Origin of the sequence: Pseudoxanthomonas sp. J31, from assembly GCF_000510725.1 — a bacterium.
GTDB lineage: Bacteria > Pseudomonadota > Gammaproteobacteria > Xanthomonadales > Xanthomonadaceae > Pseudoxanthomonas.
In genome coordinates this window covers 75,093-91,478 of sequence record NZ_AZNZ01000012.1, presented here as the reverse complement: position 1 = coordinate 91,478, position 16,386 = coordinate 75,093, and the positions used below count along the sequence as shown (strand labels likewise).

The following is a 16,386-nucleotide window of genomic DNA, read 5'->3' as shown; positions in this document are numbered from 1 at the left end:
ACGGGAAACGCGGCATTGGGCCGGTGGACGGGCCCCTGGGCGGGAGCTGGCCAGGCCGGCCAGCCATGTCGCGGGCCGGGCGGTCAGGCCGGGCAGTTGGCCTTGACCGCGGCCTCGGCGACCGCGCGGTGCGACTGCCGCTCCTCGTCGGTCAGGGTGCGGTCGGGCTTGCCGTCGCCGTCGCTGTCCAGCTGCACCGGGCGCGGGTCGTCGAAGGCGGCCAGGTTGCGCCGGGCCTGGGTGCAGGTGGCGCTTTCCGGTGCTTCCCCGGCGGGCTCGGACTCCACCGCATAGCCGCTGCCGGCGACCCGCCGGACCTCGTAGTGCTGCCCCGACGGCGGCTGGTCCGAGGAATGGGTGACGCCGTTGGCGTCCTTCCACTTGTAGATGTTGCCGGCCAGGGCAGGGCCGCTGGCACAGGCGGCGGCCGCGAGCAGCAGGCAGGTGCGGGACGGCAGGCGCATCGGACAGGCTCCCCAGGCTTCGTGAGGCCCCGATTGCAGCATCCACCGCCGGGCGTGGCAAGGGACCGGTTCGCAGCCGGGCGGCCGCCCCGTACACTGGCGGCATGGATCTCGATCGCCCGCCGCCGCGTTCCCGCGGCATCTACCTGCTGCCCAACCTGTTCACCACCTGCGGCCTGTTCGCGGGCTTCTACGCGATCATCGCGGCGGCCAACAGCCAGTTCACCGCGGCCGCCATCGCCGTGTTCGTCGCCGCCATCGCCGACGGCATCGACGGCCGGGTGGCGCGCCTGACCGGCACCAGCAGCGCCTTCGGCGTGCAGTACGACTCGCTGGCCGATCTGGTCAGCTTCGGCCTGGCCCCGGCCCTGGTCATGTACCACTGGTCGCTGTCCTCGCTGAAGTTCGACGGCGGCATCGCCGGCCGCGTCGGCTGGGCCATCGCCTTCCTGTACGCGGCCTGCGCGGCGTTGCGCCTGGCCCGCTTCAACACCCAGGTGGGCGTGGTCGACAAGCGCTTCTTCGTCGGCCTGGCCAGCCCGGCGGCGGCGGGGCTGATGATGTCCTTCGTGTGGGCCTTCGCCGACGGCGAGCTGGGCTGGAGCGGCGAGGAGCTGCGCTACGTCGCGCTGGGCGTGACCCTGTGCGCGGCCCTGCTGATGGTCAGCCAGATCCGCTACTGGAGCTTCAAGGGCAGCGGCGAGGGCGGGGCGCGCGCGGACAAGGTGCCGTTCGCGGTGTTGCTGGTGGTGCCGGTGGTGATCGCGGTACTGGTGATCGACCTGCCGCGCGCGCTGCTGGCAGTGGGCATCCTGTACGCGCTGTCCGGGCCGGCGATGTGGGCCTGGCAGCGCTTCCGGCCGTCGCAGGAGGTGGCCTGACATGCAGGCCCAGGCCGGCACGCCGTGGAGCCCACGCCAGCGCTGGTGGCTGCAGGCGCTGGGCTACACCGTGCTGCGCGTGGCCGGCACGGAGGAGGAGGAACGGCTGGAGCCGGTGCAGGCCCGGGTGGCCGCGCCGGCGCGCCCGGCGCCCCCGGTCGGCCGCGATCCCGACCGCGATATCGCGCCGCCGCCGCGCCGGCGCGCGCCGGCCGCACCGGAGGCGGACGCGGCGGCCCCGGCGCCCGCGGCCGCCACGTCCATGCCGCGTCCCGGCAGCATGCGCCGCCCGGTGGGCCTGCCCGACCGCCTGCAGCTGGCGGTGCTGCGCGCTTCCGGGCTGCCGCCGACCGACCCGCGGCTGCAGGCCCTGCTGGCCGACTGGCCCAGCGAGCGCCTGCGCGCCGACCCGGCCGCCAAGCGCCAGCTGTGGCCGCTGCTGCGCGCGCTGCGGAGGCCGGCGTGAGCATCGCCGCCTACCGCGAGACCGCGCGGCCGCAGTGGCGGCTGCGCGCCATGCGCGAGGGCGACCTGGACGCGGTGATGGCGATCGAGAAGCGGGCCTATCCGTTCCCGTGGACCCGCGGCATCTTCCGCGACTGCCTGCTGGCCGGGTACCCGGCGCTGCTGGCGCTGCAGGACGACCAGCCGGCCGGCTACGGGGTGATGAGCATCGCCGCCGACGAAGCCCACGTGCTGAACCTGTGCACCGCGCCGGAGCGGCAGTCGCGCGGGCTGGGCCGCTACGTGCTGCGCGCGCTGCTGAGAATGGCGCGCGACCGCGGCGCGCACCGGGTGTTCCTGGAAGTGCGGCCGTCCAATCCACCGGCCATCGCCCTGTACCTGAGCGAGGGCTTCAACGAGATCGGCCGCCGCCCGCGCTACTACCCGGCGCACAATGGCCGCGAGGACGCGCTGGTGATGGCGATGGAGCTGGTCTCCGGCGACATCGACCGGATGCCGCCGCTCTGACGGCGCCGCTCCCGTCCCTGTTCCGCCGTCCTGCGGAGGCCGCTTAGCCCCGGCAAGCACAGCGCATCCGCGGAGGCATCACGCCTGCGGGATGCGGCACATGCATGTCCGTGGCGCGCAAACATGCGCCCCACGCAGGGCAGGCTCCCGGGCCGGCAAGCAAACGGGGCGGCCACTGGCCGCCCCGCTGTCCTCAAAGCCGCGCGCGCTGCTCGGTCAGGGCGGCGAGCTTGGTGGTCCAGTCGGCCAGGCGCTGGCGCTCCTGTTCGACCACCGCCGGCGGCACCTTCTCGCTGAAGCGGGCCAGCTTGGCCTCGCTCTTCTCCTTCTCGGCGCAGATGCGCGCGATCTCCTTGTCCAGGCGCGCGCGCTCGGCGTCCAGGTCGACCAGGCCCTCCAGCGGCACCAGCAGCTTCAGCTCGCCGACCACGGCCGCGGCGGCGGCCGGGGCGGCGGCGCCGGCCGCCAGCCATTCGATCGACTCCAGCCGCAGCAGGAAGCGCAACTGGGAGTCGAAGCGGGCGACGCGGGCGCGGTCGGCGTCCACGCCGTCGGCCAGCAGCAGGCGCACCGGCTTGCCCGGCGACACGCCCAGCTCGCTGCGCACGCGGCGCAGGCCGGAGACCATGGCCTTGAGCCATTCGATGTCGGCCTCGGCGGCGGCGTAGTCCTGTCCGGCGAAGTCGGCCTCGGCCGGGTACGGGCGCAGCGACACCGTGGCCGCCGCGATGCCCAGGCGCGGGGCGACCTGGTGCCACAGTTCCTCGGTCACGAACGGGATCAGCGGGTGCAGCAGGCGCAGCAGCGCCTCCAGCACGTACAGCAGGGTGTGGCGGGTGCTGGCCGCGGCCGCGGCGTCGTCGCCGCCCAGGGCCGGCTTGGCCAGCTCCACGAACCAGTCGCAGAACTCGTTCCAGGCGAACTCGTAGAGCGCCTGCGCCAGCAGGTCGAAGCGGTAGGCAGCGAACTGCGCGCGGGCCTCGGCGGTGACCGCGGCCAGGCGCGCCAGGATCCACTTCTCGGCATCGGTCTGCGGCTGCGGCACGCCGCTGAACGAGGCGCCGTCGGTGTTCATCAGCGCGAAGCGGGTGGCGTTCCACAGCTTGTTGCAGAAGTTCTTGTAGCCCTCGGCGCGGCCGAGGTCGAACTTGATGTCGCGGCCGTGGCCGGCCAGCGCGGCGATGGTGAAGCGCAAGGCGTCGGCGCCGTGGGCGGGGATGCCCTCCGGGAATTCCTTGCGCGTGGCCTTCTCGATCTTCTCCGCCAGCTTGGGCTGCATCAGGCCGCGGGTGCGCTTGGCGACCAGGTCCTCCAGCGAGATGCCGTCGATGATGTCCAGCGGGTCGAGCACGTTGCCCTTGGACTTGGACATCTTCTGGCCCTGCGCGTCGCGGATCAGGCCGGTGATGTACACGTCGCGGAACGGCACCTTCCCGGTGAAGTGGTCGGTGGCCATGATCATGCGCGCCACCCAGAAGAAGATGATGTCGAAGCCGGTGACCAGCACGCTGGATGGCAGGTAGCGGTCGAAGCCGCGCTCGGCCATCGCCTTCTCGTCCGGCCAGCCCATGGTCGAGAACGGCCACAGCTGCGAGGAGAACCAGGTCTCCAGCACGTCCGGGTCCTGGCGCAGGGCCACCTCGGCGCCCAGGCCGTGCTTCTGCCGCACCTCGGCCTCGCTGCGGCCGACGTAGCAGTTGCCGGCCTCGTCGAACCAGGCCGGGATGCGGTGGCCCCACCACAGCTGGCGGCTGATGCACCAGTCCTGGATGTTCTCCATCCAGTGGCGGTAGGTGTTGATCCAGTTCGGCGGGACGAACTTCACCTGGCCGGACTCGACCAGCTCCAGGCCGCGCCTGGCCAGCGCGTCCATGCGCACGAACCACTGGTCGGTGAGGTAGGGCTCGATCACCTGGCCGGTGCGGTCGCCGCGCGGCACCTGCAGCTTGTGCGGCCTGGTCTCCACCAGCAGGCCCTGGGCCTCCAGGTCGGCCAGCACGGCCTTGCGCGCCTCGTAGCGGTCCAGGCCGCGGTACTTCTCCGGGGCGTTGTCGTTGACCGCGGCCTCGGGAGTGAAGATGTTGATCAGCGGCAGCTTGTGGCGCACGCCGACCTGGTAGTCGTTGAAGTCGTGCGCCGGGGTGACCTTGACCACGCCGGTGCCGAAGGCGCGGTCCACGTATTCGTCGCCGATCACCGGCACGCGGCGGCCGGTCAGCGGCAGCACCACTTCCTTGCCGACCAGGCCCGGGTAGCGCGGGTCCTCCGGGTGGATCATCACCGCGGTGTCGCCCAGCATGGTCTCCGGGCGGGTGGTGGCCACGACCACGTAGTCGCGGGTCTCGCGCAGGACCTCGTTGCCGTCGGCGTCGAGCTCGACGTACTCGTAGCTCGCGCCGTCGGCCAGCGGGTAGCGGATCGACCAGAGGAAGCCGTCCTCCTCGACGTTTTCCACCTCCAGGTCGGAGATCGCGGTCTTCAGCACCGGATCCCAGTTGACCAGGCGCTGGCCGCGGTAGATCAGGCCTTCCTCGTGCCAGCGCACGAAGGCCTCGACCACCGCCGCCGAGGGCTGCGGGTCCATGGTGAAGGTGCTGCGCGACCAGTCGCCGGAGGCGCCCAGACGGCGCATCTGCCGCTCGATGGTGTCGCCGGAGCTGGCCTTCCACTCCCAGACCTTGGCGATGAAGCCCTCGCGGCCCAGCGAATCGCGGGTCTCGCCCTTGCCTTCCAGCGCCAGGTTGCGGCTGACCACCATCTCGGTGGCGATGCCGGCATGGTCGGTGCCCATCTGCCACAGCACGTCGTAGCCGTCCATGCGGTGGAAGCGCACCAGCGCGTCCATCAGCGTGTGCTGGAAGGCATGGCCCATGTGCAGGGTGCCGGTGACGTTGGGCGGCGGCAGCAGGATCGAGTACGGCTTGCCCTCGCCGCGCGGTGCGAAGCAGCCGCTGGCTTCCCACTCGGCGTAAAGCCGCGATTCGAAGGTCTTGGGTTCGTAGCCGGAGGGAAGAGTGGACATAAGGGCCGTGATTGGTGATTCGTTATTCGTCATTGGAAAGAGCAGTGCTTCGTCGGACCGGGATGGGTGGCAGGCGGTTTTGCTGTCGCCTTTTCGGATCACCAATCACGAATCCCGAATCACGGCCCCTCACATGTCATGTTTGTTCAGGTCGTAACCCAGGGCCTGGTACTGGCGCCAGCGCTCGCGCAGCGGGCCGCGGGCGGCGGGGTCGGCGGGCACCACTTCCAGGACGCGTTCGCAGGCGGCGGTCCAGGCGGCGTCGCGCAGGTTGATCACCAGCGGGCGCGCCGGGGCCTCGATCTCCGGCGGGACGATCAGGACCGGGGTCAGCTCGTCCTCCTCGTCGCCGGCGATCTGGTGCGGGATGTAGGCGTCCGGCTCGAACGACCACAGCAGGTCGTCCAGTTCCTCGGCCTGGGCCGCGTCGCGCGCCAGCACCAGGGTGAACTGGTTGGTCGCGTAGGCGCGCTTGGCCAGTTCGCACACCAGCAGCAGTGGCTGCCCGGCGAACCGGGGCTTGGCGATCAGGTAGAAGTCGGCGCGGGGCATGGCGGGCCGCTTACGCGGCGCTTCCTTCGGCCGCGCGGTCCAGCAGCCACTGGCTCAGCAGGCCCACCGGGCGGCCGGTGGCCATGCCGCGCTTGCCCTCGTCGCTGGCCGAGCCGGCGATGTCCAGGTGCGCCCAGCGCTGGCCCTCGGTGAAGCGCGAGAGGAAGCAGCCGGCGGTGATCGCGCCGCCCCAGCGGCCGCCGATGTTGTAGACGTCGGCGAAGCTGGACTCCAGCAGGGTCTGGTACTCATCCCATAGCGGCAGGCGCCAGGCGCGGTCGAACACGTGCTCGCCGGCGGCCAGCAGCTCGTCGGCCAGGTCGTCGTGCTTGCTCATCAGGCCGGTGGCGAACTTGCCCAGGGCGACCATGCAGGCGCCGGTGAGGGTGGCCACGTCGACCAGGGCGGCCGGCTGGAAGCGCTGGGCGTAGGTCAGCGCATCGCACAGGATCAGGCGGCCCTCGGCGTCGGTGTTGCCGACCTCGATGGTCTTGCCGGACATGGAGGTGATCACGTCCGACGGGCGGTAGCTGTTGCCGTCGATCGCGTTCTCCACCGCCGGGGCGATCGCCACCAGGTTCAGCGGCAGCTGCATCTTCACCGCGGCGACGAAGGTGCCCAGCACGCTGCCGGCGCCGAGCATGTCGTACTTCATCTCCTCGATGCCGCCCTGGGTCTTCAGGTTGACGCCGCCGGTGTCGAAGGTGATGCCCTTGCCGACCAGCACGTAGGGCCTGGCCGCCTTGTCGGCCGCGCCGTTCCACTTCAGCACGACCAGCTTCGGACGGTTGGCCGAGCCGCGGGCCACGGCCAGCAGCGAGCCCATGCCCAGGGCTTCCATCTGCTGCTCGTCCAGGATCTCGGCCTCCACGCCCTCGTGGGCGGCGGCGAAGGCCTCGGCCTGCGCGGCCAGGTAGGCCGGGTTGCAGATGTTCGGCGGCAGGTTGCCCAGCTCGCGGGTGAAGGCCACGCCCTCGGCGATGGCCTGGCCCTGGGCGAGGGCGGCCGTATCGTCGCCGGCGATGGCCAGCGCGCGCAGGCCCGGCTCGTCCTTCTTCTTGCCCAGGGTGGCGGTGTAGCGGTAGGCGGCGTGGTCGGCGGCGACCACGGCCTGGCGCACGTTCCAGGCCGCGTCGCGGCCGGGGACGGCGACTTCGGACAGGGTGAACAGGGCATGCGCGACCGGGCCGGTCTTCAGCGCCCGCACCGCGTCGGCGGCGGCCTTCAGGTACTGCGGCACGCCGAACTTGGCCGGCTCGCCCAGGCCCAGCACCAGCACCCGCGGCGCGGCCACGCCCGCCAGGTCGTGCAGGACCAGGCTGCTGCCGGTACGGCCATTGAGGTCGCCGCGTTCCAGCAGGGCGCGCAGGCGCCCGCCGCTGGCCTCGTCGATCGCCTGGCCCGCGGGGGTGAGCGTCTTGTCGGCAAAGGCGCCGATCACGACGCAGTCGGTGGCGGCCGCCGCGGCGGCCTCGCGGTTCAGGGTGAATTGCAGGGCCATTGATCAGATTCCGGGAGCAGGTACGTACAATCGCGGATCGCCCCTCGATCATGGGCCGGGAGATCCCGGCCGGCGGGGTCCGCGAAGCGAACCCGGGATTTTATAGGACTGGCCCCGCCGATGCCGAAGCTCGACCGATACCTGCTGCGCGACTTCGTCCAGAGCTTCCTGGCGACCCTGATCGTGCTGCTCACGGTGAGCCTGGGCGGGGTGCTGGTGGACGTGCTGGGCGAGATCGCCGACGGCGGCCTGCCGGCGCGCCTGCTGCTGTCCCAGCTGGGCCTGCAGCTGCTGGTGTACCTGCCGCTGGTGCTGCCGCTGGCGCTGATGCTGGGCCTGATGCTGGCCGTGGCCCGGCTGTACCGCGATTCGGAGATGGCCGTGCTCAACGCCGTGGGCGTCGGCCCGCGGCGCCTGCTGCGGCCGCTGCTGATGGCGGTGCTGCCGGTGGTGCTGCTGGTCGGGCTGTGCTCGCTGTGGCTGGGGCCCTGGGCCCAGCGCACCGCGGCGAAGATGGTCGAGCAGGCCAACCGCAGCCTGATCGTGGCCGGGCTGGAGCCGGGCCGCTTCACCTCCCTGCCCGGCGGCGGGATCGTCTACATCGACGGCATGAGCGAGGATGGCCGCACCTTGCAGGGCGTGTTCCTGCAGCGCGAGCGCGAGGATCGGATCGACGTGGTCACCGCCAGCGGAGGAAGCCTGGAGTTCGGCGGCGATCGCGACCGTTTCCTGCGGCTTGTCGACGGACACCGGGTGGAAGGTCCGCTCGGCGGCGGCCTGGACTTCCGCCTGATGCGCTATGCGGTCAACGAGGTGGCGCTGCCCGACCGGGCCGAGGACCGCGGCGAGGACGACCCCGCCATCGCCTCCACCCTGGACCTGTTCGGCGACGGCCGCCCGGCCGCGATTGCCGAGCTGCATGGCCGCCTGGCCCCGCCGCTGCTGGCCCTGGGCTTTGCCCTGCTGACCGTGCCGCTGGCGCGCAGCTCGCCGCGGCAGCAGCGCTACGGCCGGCTGATGCTGGGCTTCCTGGCCTACCTGGTGGGGCTCAACCTGATGTTCATCGGCGTGCGCATGCTGGCCGAGGGCCGCCTGCCGGCACCGGCGGGCCTGTGGTGGCTGACCCTGCCGCTGCTGGCCTTCGCCCTGTGGCTGTACCTGCGCGACGGGCGCCTGCCGCGTCCGCGGAGGGTGGCGGCATGAGGTCCCTGGTGCGCCTGCACGACCTGTACATCGGCCGGGTGGTCCTGGCCTCGGTGCTGCTGACCTGGGCGGTGCTGGTTGGCCTGGACGTGGTCCTGGCCCTGTCCGGCCAGCTCGGCGACCTCGGCAAGGGCAGCTACGACTTCCCCACCGCGCTGGCGGTGGTGGCCTATTCGGTGCCGCGCCGGGCCTACACGATCTTCCCGTACGCGGCGGTGATCGGCTCGCTGCTGGGCCTCGGCCAGCTGGCCGGCACCTCGGAGCTGACCGCGCTGCGCGCGCTGGGCCTGTCGCGGCGCCGGCTGTCGATCTCGGTGGCCGCGGCCCTGGTGCTGCTGACCGCGCTGATGGTGCTGACCGGCGAGACCCTGGCCCCCTGGGGCCAGCGCCAGGCCGACCAGCTCAAGCTGGCGGCCAAGACCAACAACGTGGCCATGGCCCGTTACTCCGGCCTGTGGGCCCGCGAGGGCGACACCTTCCTCAACGCGGTCGACGGCCAGGAGCGGGTGGAGGGCGGCCAGCGCGTGCTGGAGCTGCGCGACGTGCGCCTGTACCAGGTGGGCGGGGACGGCCGCCTGCTGGCGCTGACCCGCGCCGGCATGGCCGTGCACGACGCCGGCGGCTGGAAGTTGCGCCAGGTGCGGCGGGTGGCGTTCGGCGAGGCCAGCGCGGTGCAGACCACCGCCGAGGAGCAGCGCTGGAATTCGGAGCTGGATCCCAACGCCCTGGCCGCCGGCGTGACCCGTCCGCGCAACCTCTCGGCCGCCGACCTGCAGGCCAGCATCGAGTACCGCCGGCGCAACGGCCTGGACGCACGCGACTACGAGGACACCTACTGGAGCCGCTGGTTCTACCCGTTGAACGTGCTGGCCCTGTGCCTGGCCGCGGTGCCGTTCGCGTTCGGCAGCCTGCGCAGCGGCGGCATGGGCAAGCGCCTGTTCCTGGGCATCGTGTTCTCGCTGGGCTTCATGCTGCTGCAGATGCAGTTCGGGCGGCTGGCCGGGGCGTTCCGCTTCGACTACCGCATCGCCTACGCCCTGCCGCCGATGCTGATGCTGGCCACCTCGTGGTGGCTGTTCCGGCGCAAGTCCGGCTGAGGCCTACTTCTTGCGCTTCGGCAGCCGCTCCAGGCCGGTACCGCTGGCGCGGTCGTGCCAGGCCAGGCGGCCGCGGTCGAACCAGGCCCACCAGAAGCCCAGCCCGCCGGCCAGCAGCGACAGCGTGCCCACCGCGTAGCGCAACCACAGCGCCCGCCATGACGGCGGCGCGCCGTCGGCCGTGCGCAGCCGCAGCCGCCACGGGCGCATGCCCAGGGTCTGGCCGCCGCGGCGCCAGCTGACGGTGGCGTACAGGCCGGTGACCGCCCAGCACGCGGACCACAGCAGCCAGGACATCAGGCTGAAGGGCTCGATGTTGTGGCGGGTGTCGCCGCCGTGCAGGGCCACGTCCAGCAGCACGAACGGGATCGCGGTCAGCATCCACAGTGCCACCACCGGCAGCAGGTCGTAGCACAGGGACAGCAGGCGGCGGAGGACCAGCGCCGATGGGCGCGCGGCGGAAGCCGCTTCGGCGGCAGGGGAGGGCTGGGCGGGGACGTGCATGCGGCAAAGGATAGCGGCGCGGCGACGTATCCTGTTGCGCGATGAAGCGCCGTTGCCCCGCCTGCCACGCCGCCGGAGCCGCCCGGTGAGCGACCGTCCCCGCACTGCGGCCGAGCGCCGCGGGCAGGCCATGGCCCTGCCGCCGCTGCGCGAGGACGATGCCCGCGCGATCGCGCGCTTCCTGGACGCTGCCTGGGCCGAGCGCGGCCTGGCCCGGGCCAGCCTGGAGGCCTACCGCCGCGACCTGGAGCTGCTGGCGCGCTGGCGCGACGGCGCCGGCGGCGGGCTGGTGGGCGCCGACCGCGAGGCGTTGTTCGCCTACCTGGCCTGGCGCGCGGACCAGGGCTACGGCCCGCGCAGCAATGCCCGCCTGCGCGCCTGCCTGCGCGCGTTTTACGCCCACCTGGTCCTGGCGGGGATCCGCCGGGACGACCCGGCCGCGCTGATCGACCCGCCCCGCCTGCCGCGGCCGCTGCCCAAGGCCATGTCCGAGTCCCAGGTCGCGGCCCTGCTCGCAGCGCCGGACGTGTCCACGCCCGAGGGGCTGCGCGACCGCGCCATGCTCGAGCTGATGTACGCCGCCGGCCTGCGCGTGAGCGAGCTGGTCAACCTGCCGGCCAATGCGGTCAACCTGCGCCAGGGCGTGGTCCGGGTGCGCGGCAAGGGCTCGAAGGAGCGGCTGGTGCCGCTGGGCGAGGAATCGCAGGACTGGCTCGAGCGCTACCTGCGCGAGGCCCGCCCGGTGCTGGCCGGCGGCCGTCCGGTGGCGCCCGACGCCAGCGGCGAGGTGCCGCTGTTCCTCGGTGCCGGCCGCAGCGCGCCGACCCGCCAGGACTTCTGGCGCGCGATCAAGCGCCATGCCGCCGCCGCCGGGATCGATCCACGCTCGGTGACCCCGCACGGCCTGCGCCACAGCTTCGCCACCCACCTGCTCAACCACGGCGCCGACCTGCGCGCGCTGCAGCTGCTGCTGGGCCACTCCAGCCTGTCGACCACCCAGATCTACACCATGGTCGCGCGCCAGCACCTCCAACGCCTCCACGCAAAGCACCATCCGAGGGGGTGAGCCCCTTTTGCGGCATGCCGCAAAAGGGGCGAACGCCCGGCCATGGATGGCCGGGCCGGGGCCTAAGCCGACGTGCGCCAGGGATGGCAGGCTCCCTGGGCCCCTGCCGGCGGGGGGGCAGGCGCCGCGATACCGCGGAGGAAGCGCCGGCCAGGCCCCGGTGCGGATCCGCTCATCGGCGCTGTGCCAGAATCCCCGGCCTCAGTCCCGACAGGTTTTCCGAATGTTCCGACCGCTTGCCGTCGCGCTGCTCTGCGCGATCAGCCTTGGCGCCTGTGCCCAGCCGGCTCCGTCCACGCCCGACAAGGCCGCAGGGGGCGCCAAACCGGGCGCTGCCGGCAAGGGCGGTCCCGAGCAGGCGGTGCGCGCCGCGCTGGCGGAGGTGGTCCCGGGCGCGGAGCCGGATTACCTCGGCGCGGCGCCGTTCCCCGGCTTCCGCGAGGTCCTGCTCGAGGGCCAGGTGCTGTACGTCTCCGACGACGGCCGCTACCTGCTGCAGTCGCAGCCGATCGACCTGAAGGCGCGCGCGCCGGCCGCCAGCCCGGGCCTCAACGCCTACCGCCGCAAGGTCCTGGCCGGGGTGCCGAAGGAGGAGCGCATCGTGTTCGCGCCGGCCAACCCGGCGTACACGGTGACCGTGTTCACCGACGTCGAATGCGGCTACTGCCGGCGCATGCACGAGCAGATCGCCGAGTACAACCGCCAGGGCATCGCGGTGGAGTACCTGGCCTTCCCGCGCATGGGCATGGCCAGCCAGGACTTCCGCGACATGGTCTCGGTGTGGTGCGCGCCCGACCGGCGCCGCGCCCTGACCGAGGCCAAGGCCGGCGGCCGGGTGCAGGCGCGCAGCTGCACCAGCCCGGTGGCGATGCACTACACGATCGGCCAGCGGGTCGGGGTCAACGGCACCCCGGCGGTGTTCGCGCCCGATGGCACCCAGCTGGGCGGCTACATGGCCCCGGCGGCGCTGCGCGAGGCGCTGGACCGCCTGGCCGGCAAGGGCGAGGGCGCCGGCGGGCGCTGAACCGCCGCTTCCGGCGCGGCCGCCACCGCGGCCGCCCGCGGCGAAGCCGGCGGCCGGGTCCGGTACAATGGCCGGCCTTTCCCAGCGACATCTCCCGGACATGATCGTCCTCGAGGGCGCGCCCGCCCTTTCGCCGTTCCGCCGGCAACGGCTCCAAACCCGCCTGCAGTCCCTCGTCCCCGGCCTGCGCATCGAAGGCGCCTGGCACGTCTACTTCGTCCAGCCGGGCGATGCCGCACCGGATCCGGACGCGCTCAACCGCATCCTCCAGGCCGGCCCGGAGCCGGCGCCGCGGGCCGAAGGCGCGCTGTCGCGCTACGTGGTGCCGCGCCTGGGCACGCGCTCGCCGTGGTCGAGCAAGGCCACCGAACTGCTGCAGGGCGCCGGCCAGCCGGTCGCCCGGGTCGAGCGCGGCATGCGCCTGGACCTGGCAGGCTGGCCGGACGACGCCGCGACCCAGGCCGCGCTCGGCAAGCTGCTGCACGACCCGATGACCCAGTCGCTGCTGGAGTCGCGCGAGGCGGCCTCGGCGCTGTTCGCCGCCCCGGCGCGGCGCCCGCTGGAGCGCATCCCGCTGGACGGGCTGGAAGCGGCCAACCGCCGCCTGGGCCTGGCCCTGGCCGAGGACGAGATCGAGTACCTGCGCGCGCGCTACGCCGAGCTGGGCCGCGATCCCTCGGACGTTGAGCTGATGATGTTCGCGCAGGCCAACTCCGAGCACTGCCGGCACAAGATCTTCAACGCCAGCTGGACCATCGACGGCAAGGAGCAGGAGCGTTCCCTGTTCCGGATGATCCGCAACACCCACCAGAAGGCGCCGCAGCACACGCTCAGCGCGTACAGCGACAACGCCGCGGTGATCGAGGGGCACGTGGCCTCGCGCTACCGCCCGGACCCGGCGACCGGCGAGTACCGCAGCGAGCCGCCGGTGCCCTCGGCGTTCCAGATCAAGGTCGAGACCCACAACCATCCCACCGCGATCTCGCCGTTCGCGGGCGCCTCCACCGGCGCCGGCGGCGAGATCCGCGACGAGGGCGCCACCGGCCGCGGCGGCAAGCCCAAGGCCGGCCTGACCGGCTTCACCGTGTCCCACCTGCGCATCCCCACGCTGCCGCAGCCGTGGGAGGGCGAGCGCGCGCTCAACCCGCGCATGGCCCCGGCGCTGGAGATCATGCTCGACGGCCCGCTGGGTGGCGCCGCGTTCAACAACGAGTTCGGCCGGCCGAACCTGCTGGGCTACTTCCGCAGCTTCGAGCTGCCGGAAGGCGAGGGCCCGGACGGCAGCAAGCTGGTCCGCGCCTACGACAAGCCGATCATGCTGGCCGGCGGCCTGGGCGCGATCGACCGCGTGCAGGTGGAGAAGATCCCGCTCAAGCCCGGCGACGCGGTGATCGTGCTCGGCGGCCCGGCGATGCTGATCGGCCTGGGCGGTGGCGCCGCCAGTTCGGTGGCCTCCGGCGAGAGCGCCGAGGACCTGGACTTCGCCAGCGTGCAGCGCGACAACCCGGAGATGGAGCGCCGCTGCCAGGAGGTCATCGACCGCTGCGTGGCGATGGGCGAGCGCAACCCGATCCACTTCTTCCACGACGTCGGCGCCGGCGGCCTGTCCAACGCCATCCCCGAGCTGCTGCACGACTCCGGCGTGGGCGGCGTGATCGACCTGGCCAAGGTGCCGACCGACGACCCGTCGCTGTCGCCGCTGGAGCTGTGGTGCAACGAGTCGCAGGAGCGCTACGTGCTGGGCATCCCGGCCGAACGCCTGGACGAGTTCGCCGAGATCTGCGCGCGCGAGCGCTGCCCGTTCGCCGCCGTGGGCGTGGCCACCGCCGAGCAGCGGCTGGTCGTGGCCTACGGCGCGACCCCGGGCAACATCCCGGCCGACCCGGCGATCGACCTGCCCATGGACGTGCTGTTCGGCAAGCCGCCGAAGATGCACCGCGACACCGTGCACCCGGCGCCCGCGCCGTGGCCGGCGCTGAGCACCGCCGCGCTGGACCTGCGCCAGGCCGGCCTGCGCGTGCTCGCGCACCCGACCGTGGCCGCCAAGAGCTTCCTGGTCACCATCGGCGACCGCAGCGTCGGCGGCCTGACCGCGCGCGACCAGATGATCGGCCCCTGGCAGCTGCCGCTGGCCGACTGCGCCATCACCCTGGCCGACTACGACGGCGTGGCCGGCGAGGCCATGGCGATCGGCGAGCGCACCCCGCTGGCCCTGCTGGATTCGGCCGCGGCCGCGCGCATGGCGGTGGGCGAGGCGATCACCAACCTGTGTGCGGCGCCGGTCGAGGCGCTGGAGCAGGTCAAGCTGTCGGCCAACTGGATGGCGGCCGCCGGCCACCCGGGCGAGGATGCGCTGCTGTACGACGCCGTGCACGCGGTGGGCATGGAACTGTGCCCGGAGCTGGAAGTCAGCATCCCGGTGGGCAAGGACTCGCTGTCGATGCAGGCGCAGTGGCAGGCCGACGGCCAGCCGCAGAAGTCGGTGTCGCCGGTGTCGCTGGTGGTCTCGGCGTTCGCGCCGGTGGCCGACGTGCGCCGGCAGCTGACCCCGCTGCTGGCCGCCGAGCCGGAAAGCGACCTGTGGCTGATCGGACTGGGTGGCGGGCGCCAGCGCCTGGGCGGCTCGGTGCTGGCCCAGGTGCACGCCGAAGGCCAGCTGCCGGCGTTCGGCGGCGAGGTCCCGGACCTGGACGACCCCGAGCGCCTGCGCAACTTCTTCGCCCTCATCCGCGATGCGCGCGAGGCCGGGCTGCTGCTGGCCTACCACGACCGCAGCGACGGCGGCGCCTTCGCCGCGCTGTGCGAGATGGCCTTCGCCTCGCGCCGCGGCCTGGACATCGTGCTCGACGGCTGGGGCGATGATCCGTTCCGCACCCTGTTCAACGAGGAGCTGGGCGCGATCGTGCAGGTCGCCGACGAGGACCGCGCCGCGTTCGCCGACTTGGTCGAGCGCCATGCCCTGACCGAGTGCGCCCAGCGCATCGCCCGTCCGACCGGCACTCCGCGCGTCCGCGTGCGCCATTCCGGTGCGCTGCTGGCGCAGTGGGAGTGGGACGAGCTGTTCGATGCCTGGTGGTCGGTCACCCACGCCATGCAGAAGCTGCGCGACAACCCCGACAGCGCCGACGAGGAGCGCGCGGTGGCGCGCGATTTCTCCGCCCCGGGACTGAAGCCGCAGCTGAGCTTCGACCCGGCTGAGGACGTGGCCGCGCCGTTCATCAACACCGGCGCGCGGCCGCGGGTGGCGATCCTGCGCGAGCAGGGCGTCAACAGCCACATCGAGATGGCGCGCGCGTTCGACCGCGCCGGGTTCACCCCGGTCGACGTGCACATGAGCGACCTGGTCGCCGGCCGCGCCACCCTGGACGGGTTCAAGGGCCTGGCGGCGTGCGGCGGCTTCAGCTACGGCGACGTGCTTGGCGCCGGCCGCGGCTGGGCCACCTCGATCCTGGAGCGCCCGGAGCTGCGTGCCGCGTTCGCCGCGTTCTTCGCCCGGCAGGACACCTTCTCGCTGGGCGTGTGCAACGGCTGCCAGATGATGAGCCAGCTCAAGGACATCATCCCCGGTGCCCGCCACTGGCCGAAGTTCCTGCGCAACCGCAGCGAGCAGTTCGAGGCCCGCACCTCGCTGCTGGAGGTGGTGGAGTCGCCCTCGGTGCTGCTGCGCGGGATGGCCGGTTCGCGCATCCCGGTGGCGGTGGCGCACGGCGAGGGCCGCGCCGAGTTCGACTCGGCGGTGGACCAGGCGGCCGCGCGCGTGGCCCTGCGCTACGTGGACGGCGACGGCAACATCGCCACCACCTATCCGCTCAACCCCAACGGCTCGCCGGACGGCATCACCGGCCTGACCAGCGAGGACGGCCGCGCCACCATCCTGATGCCGCATCCGGAGCGGGTGGCGCGCACGGTCAACCTCAGCTGGCATCCGGGCGACTGGGGCGCCGACTCGCCGTGGATGCGGATGTTCCGCAACGCGCGCGTGTGGGTCGGCTGAGCCCCCCGGACATGGAGTGAACGACGGCGCCCCGGCGGGCGCCGTCGCGTATCCGGGCCGGGCGCGCGGCCCTGCTAAAGTTGCGCCGTTTCCAGAAGGAGTCCCG

Annotated in this window: 13 protein-coding genes; 8 read left to right on the top strand and 5 right to left on the bottom strand. The window is 72.8% G+C overall.

All coding sequences use genetic code 11. From position 1 onward, the window contains the following. Positions 1-83: 83 nt before the first annotated feature. Positions 84-464, bottom strand: a complete 381-nt coding sequence (locus PSEJ31_RS0112940; protein WP_019399554.1) for a DUF4124 domain-containing protein — start codon at positions 462-464, stop codon at positions 84-86. Positions 465-568: 104 nt separating this feature from the next. Here PSEJ31_RS0112940 and pssA point away from each other — a divergent pair, with 104 nt between their 5' ends. The 3 genes from pssA to rimI are packed head-to-tail and all read left to right on the top strand — an operon-like array spanning position 569 to position 2,317. Further along, on the top strand, positions 569-1,345 hold the full coding sequence (gene pssA / locus PSEJ31_RS0112935) for a CDP-diacylglycerol--serine O-phosphatidyltransferase (protein ID WP_019399553.1): 777 nt from the start codon (positions 569-571) through the stop codon (positions 1,343-1,345). A 1-nt stretch (position 1,346) separates the two neighbouring features. Continuing rightward, on the top strand, positions 1,347-1,811 hold the full coding sequence (locus tag PSEJ31_RS0112930) for a hypothetical protein (protein WP_028915690.1): 465 nt from the start codon (positions 1,347-1,349) through the stop codon (positions 1,809-1,811). 50 nt (positions 1,812-1,861) lie between these two features. Continuing rightward, a complete protein-coding gene (gene rimI / locus PSEJ31_RS0112925) occupies positions 1,862-2,317 on the top strand; it encodes a ribosomal protein S18-alanine N-acetyltransferase (RefSeq protein WP_051403747.1) in 456 nt (151 codons plus the stop codon). Between the two features lie 193 nt (positions 2,318-2,510). On the opposite strand, the gene PSEJ31_RS0112920 is transcribed toward rimI, so the two are convergent. The 3 genes from PSEJ31_RS0112920 to PSEJ31_RS0112910 form a co-directional block, all read right to left on the bottom strand. Continuing rightward, a complete protein-coding gene (locus PSEJ31_RS0112920) occupies positions 2,511-5,339 on the bottom strand; it encodes a valine--tRNA ligase (RefSeq protein WP_028915688.1) in 2,829 nt (942 codons plus the stop codon). 129 nt (positions 5,340-5,468) lie between these two features. Then, positions 5,469-5,891 carry a DNA polymerase III subunit chi gene (locus tag PSEJ31_RS0112915; protein ID WP_019399549.1) on the bottom strand — a complete coding sequence of 141 codons (423 nt, stop codon included), beginning with the start codon at positions 5,889-5,891 and terminating at the stop codon, positions 5,469-5,471. Positions 5,892-5,901: 10 nt separating this feature from the next. After that, positions 5,902-7,392 carry a leucyl aminopeptidase gene (locus tag PSEJ31_RS0112910; RefSeq protein ID WP_028915687.1) on the bottom strand — a complete coding sequence of 497 codons (1,491 nt, stop codon included), beginning with the start codon at positions 7,390-7,392 and terminating at the stop codon, positions 5,902-5,904. Positions 7,393-7,512: 120 nt separating this feature from the next. On the opposite strand from PSEJ31_RS0112910, the gene lptF reads away from it, so the two are divergent. Both lptF and lptG read left to right on the top strand, forming a co-directional pair. Further along, on the top strand, positions 7,513-8,595 hold the full coding sequence (gene lptF, locus PSEJ31_RS0112905) for an LPS export ABC transporter permease LptF (protein WP_028915686.1): 1,083 nt from the start codon (positions 7,513-7,515) through the stop codon (positions 8,593-8,595). Further along, the gene (gene lptG, locus PSEJ31_RS0112900; RefSeq protein WP_019399546.1) at positions 8,592-9,692 is read left to right on the top strand and encodes an LPS export ABC transporter permease LptG; all 1,101 of its coding nucleotides are present in this window, start codon (positions 8,592-8,594) and stop codon (positions 9,690-9,692) included. The genes lptF and lptG overlap by 4 nt, the downstream gene beginning before the upstream one ends. A 3-nt stretch (positions 9,693-9,695) precedes the next feature. Here the strand turns inward: lptG and PSEJ31_RS0112895 are convergent, their stop codons facing one another. After that, positions 9,696-10,196 carry an RDD family protein gene (locus PSEJ31_RS0112895; protein ID WP_019399545.1) on the bottom strand — a complete coding sequence of 167 codons (501 nt, stop codon included), beginning with the start codon at positions 10,194-10,196 and terminating at the stop codon, positions 9,696-9,698. Positions 10,197-10,326: 130 nt separating this feature from the next. On the opposite strand from PSEJ31_RS0112895, the gene xerD reads away from it, so the two are divergent. The 3 genes from xerD (at position 10,327) to purL (ending at position 16,280) form a co-directional block, all read left to right on the top strand. Continuing rightward, a complete protein-coding gene (gene xerD, locus PSEJ31_RS0112890; protein ID WP_050992222.1) occupies positions 10,327-11,262 on the top strand; it encodes a site-specific tyrosine recombinase XerD in 936 nt (311 codons plus the stop codon). A gap of 223 nt (positions 11,263-11,485) precedes the next feature. Continuing rightward, a complete protein-coding gene (locus PSEJ31_RS0112885; protein ID WP_019399543.1) occupies positions 11,486-12,286 on the top strand; it encodes a thioredoxin fold domain-containing protein in 801 nt (266 codons plus the stop codon). Between the two features lie 100 nt (positions 12,287-12,386). Further along, complete coding sequence (purL, locus tag PSEJ31_RS0112880) at positions 12,387-16,280, top strand: phosphoribosylformylglycinamidine synthase (RefSeq protein ID WP_028915685.1); 3,894 nt, start codon at positions 12,387-12,389, stop codon at positions 16,278-16,280. The last annotated feature ends 106 nt before the right edge of the window (positions 16,281-16,386 follow it).

What these genes read in the sequence shown, in the direction of transcription:
- PSEJ31_RS0112940 (WP_019399554.1), bottom strand. Translation starts at nt 464, where the DNA reads ATGCGCCTGCCGTCCCGCACCTGCCTGCTGCTCGCGGCCGCCGCCTGT.
- pssA (WP_019399553.1), top strand. Translation starts at nt 569, where the DNA reads ATGGATCTCGATCGCCCGCCGCCGCGTTCCCGCGGCATCTACCTGCTG.
- PSEJ31_RS0112930 (WP_028915690.1), top strand. Translation starts at nt 1,347, where the DNA reads ATGCAGGCCCAGGCCGGCACGCCGTGGAGCCCACGCCAGCGCTGGTGG.
- rimI (WP_051403747.1), top strand. Translation starts at nt 1,862, where the DNA reads ATGCGCGAGGGCGACCTGGACGCGGTGATGGCGATCGAGAAGCGGGCC.
- PSEJ31_RS0112920 (WP_028915688.1), bottom strand. Translation starts at nt 5,339, where the DNA reads ATGTCCACTCTTCCCTCCGGCTACGAACCCAAGACCTTCGAATCGCGG.
- PSEJ31_RS0112915 (WP_019399549.1), bottom strand. Translation starts at nt 5,891, where the DNA reads ATGCCCCGCGCCGACTTCTACCTGATCGCCAAGCCCCGGTTCGCCGGG.
- PSEJ31_RS0112910 (WP_028915687.1), bottom strand. Translation starts at nt 7,392, where the DNA reads ATGGCCCTGCAATTCACCCTGAACCGCGAGGCCGCCGCGGCGGCCGCC.
- lptF (WP_028915686.1), top strand. Translation starts at nt 7,513, where the DNA reads ATGCCGAAGCTCGACCGATACCTGCTGCGCGACTTCGTCCAGAGCTTC.
- lptG (WP_019399546.1), top strand. Translation starts at nt 8,592, where the DNA reads ATGAGGTCCCTGGTGCGCCTGCACGACCTGTACATCGGCCGGGTGGTC.
- PSEJ31_RS0112895 (WP_019399545.1), bottom strand. Translation starts at nt 10,196, where the DNA reads ATGCACGTCCCCGCCCAGCCCTCCCCTGCCGCCGAAGCGGCTTCCGCC.
- xerD (WP_050992222.1), top strand. Translation starts at nt 10,327, where the DNA reads ATGGCCCTGCCGCCGCTGCGCGAGGACGATGCCCGCGCGATCGCGCGC.
- PSEJ31_RS0112885 (WP_019399543.1), top strand. Translation starts at nt 11,486, where the DNA reads ATGTTCCGACCGCTTGCCGTCGCGCTGCTCTGCGCGATCAGCCTTGGC.
- purL (WP_028915685.1), top strand. Translation starts at nt 12,387, where the DNA reads ATGATCGTCCTCGAGGGCGCGCCCGCCCTTTCGCCGTTCCGCCGGCAA.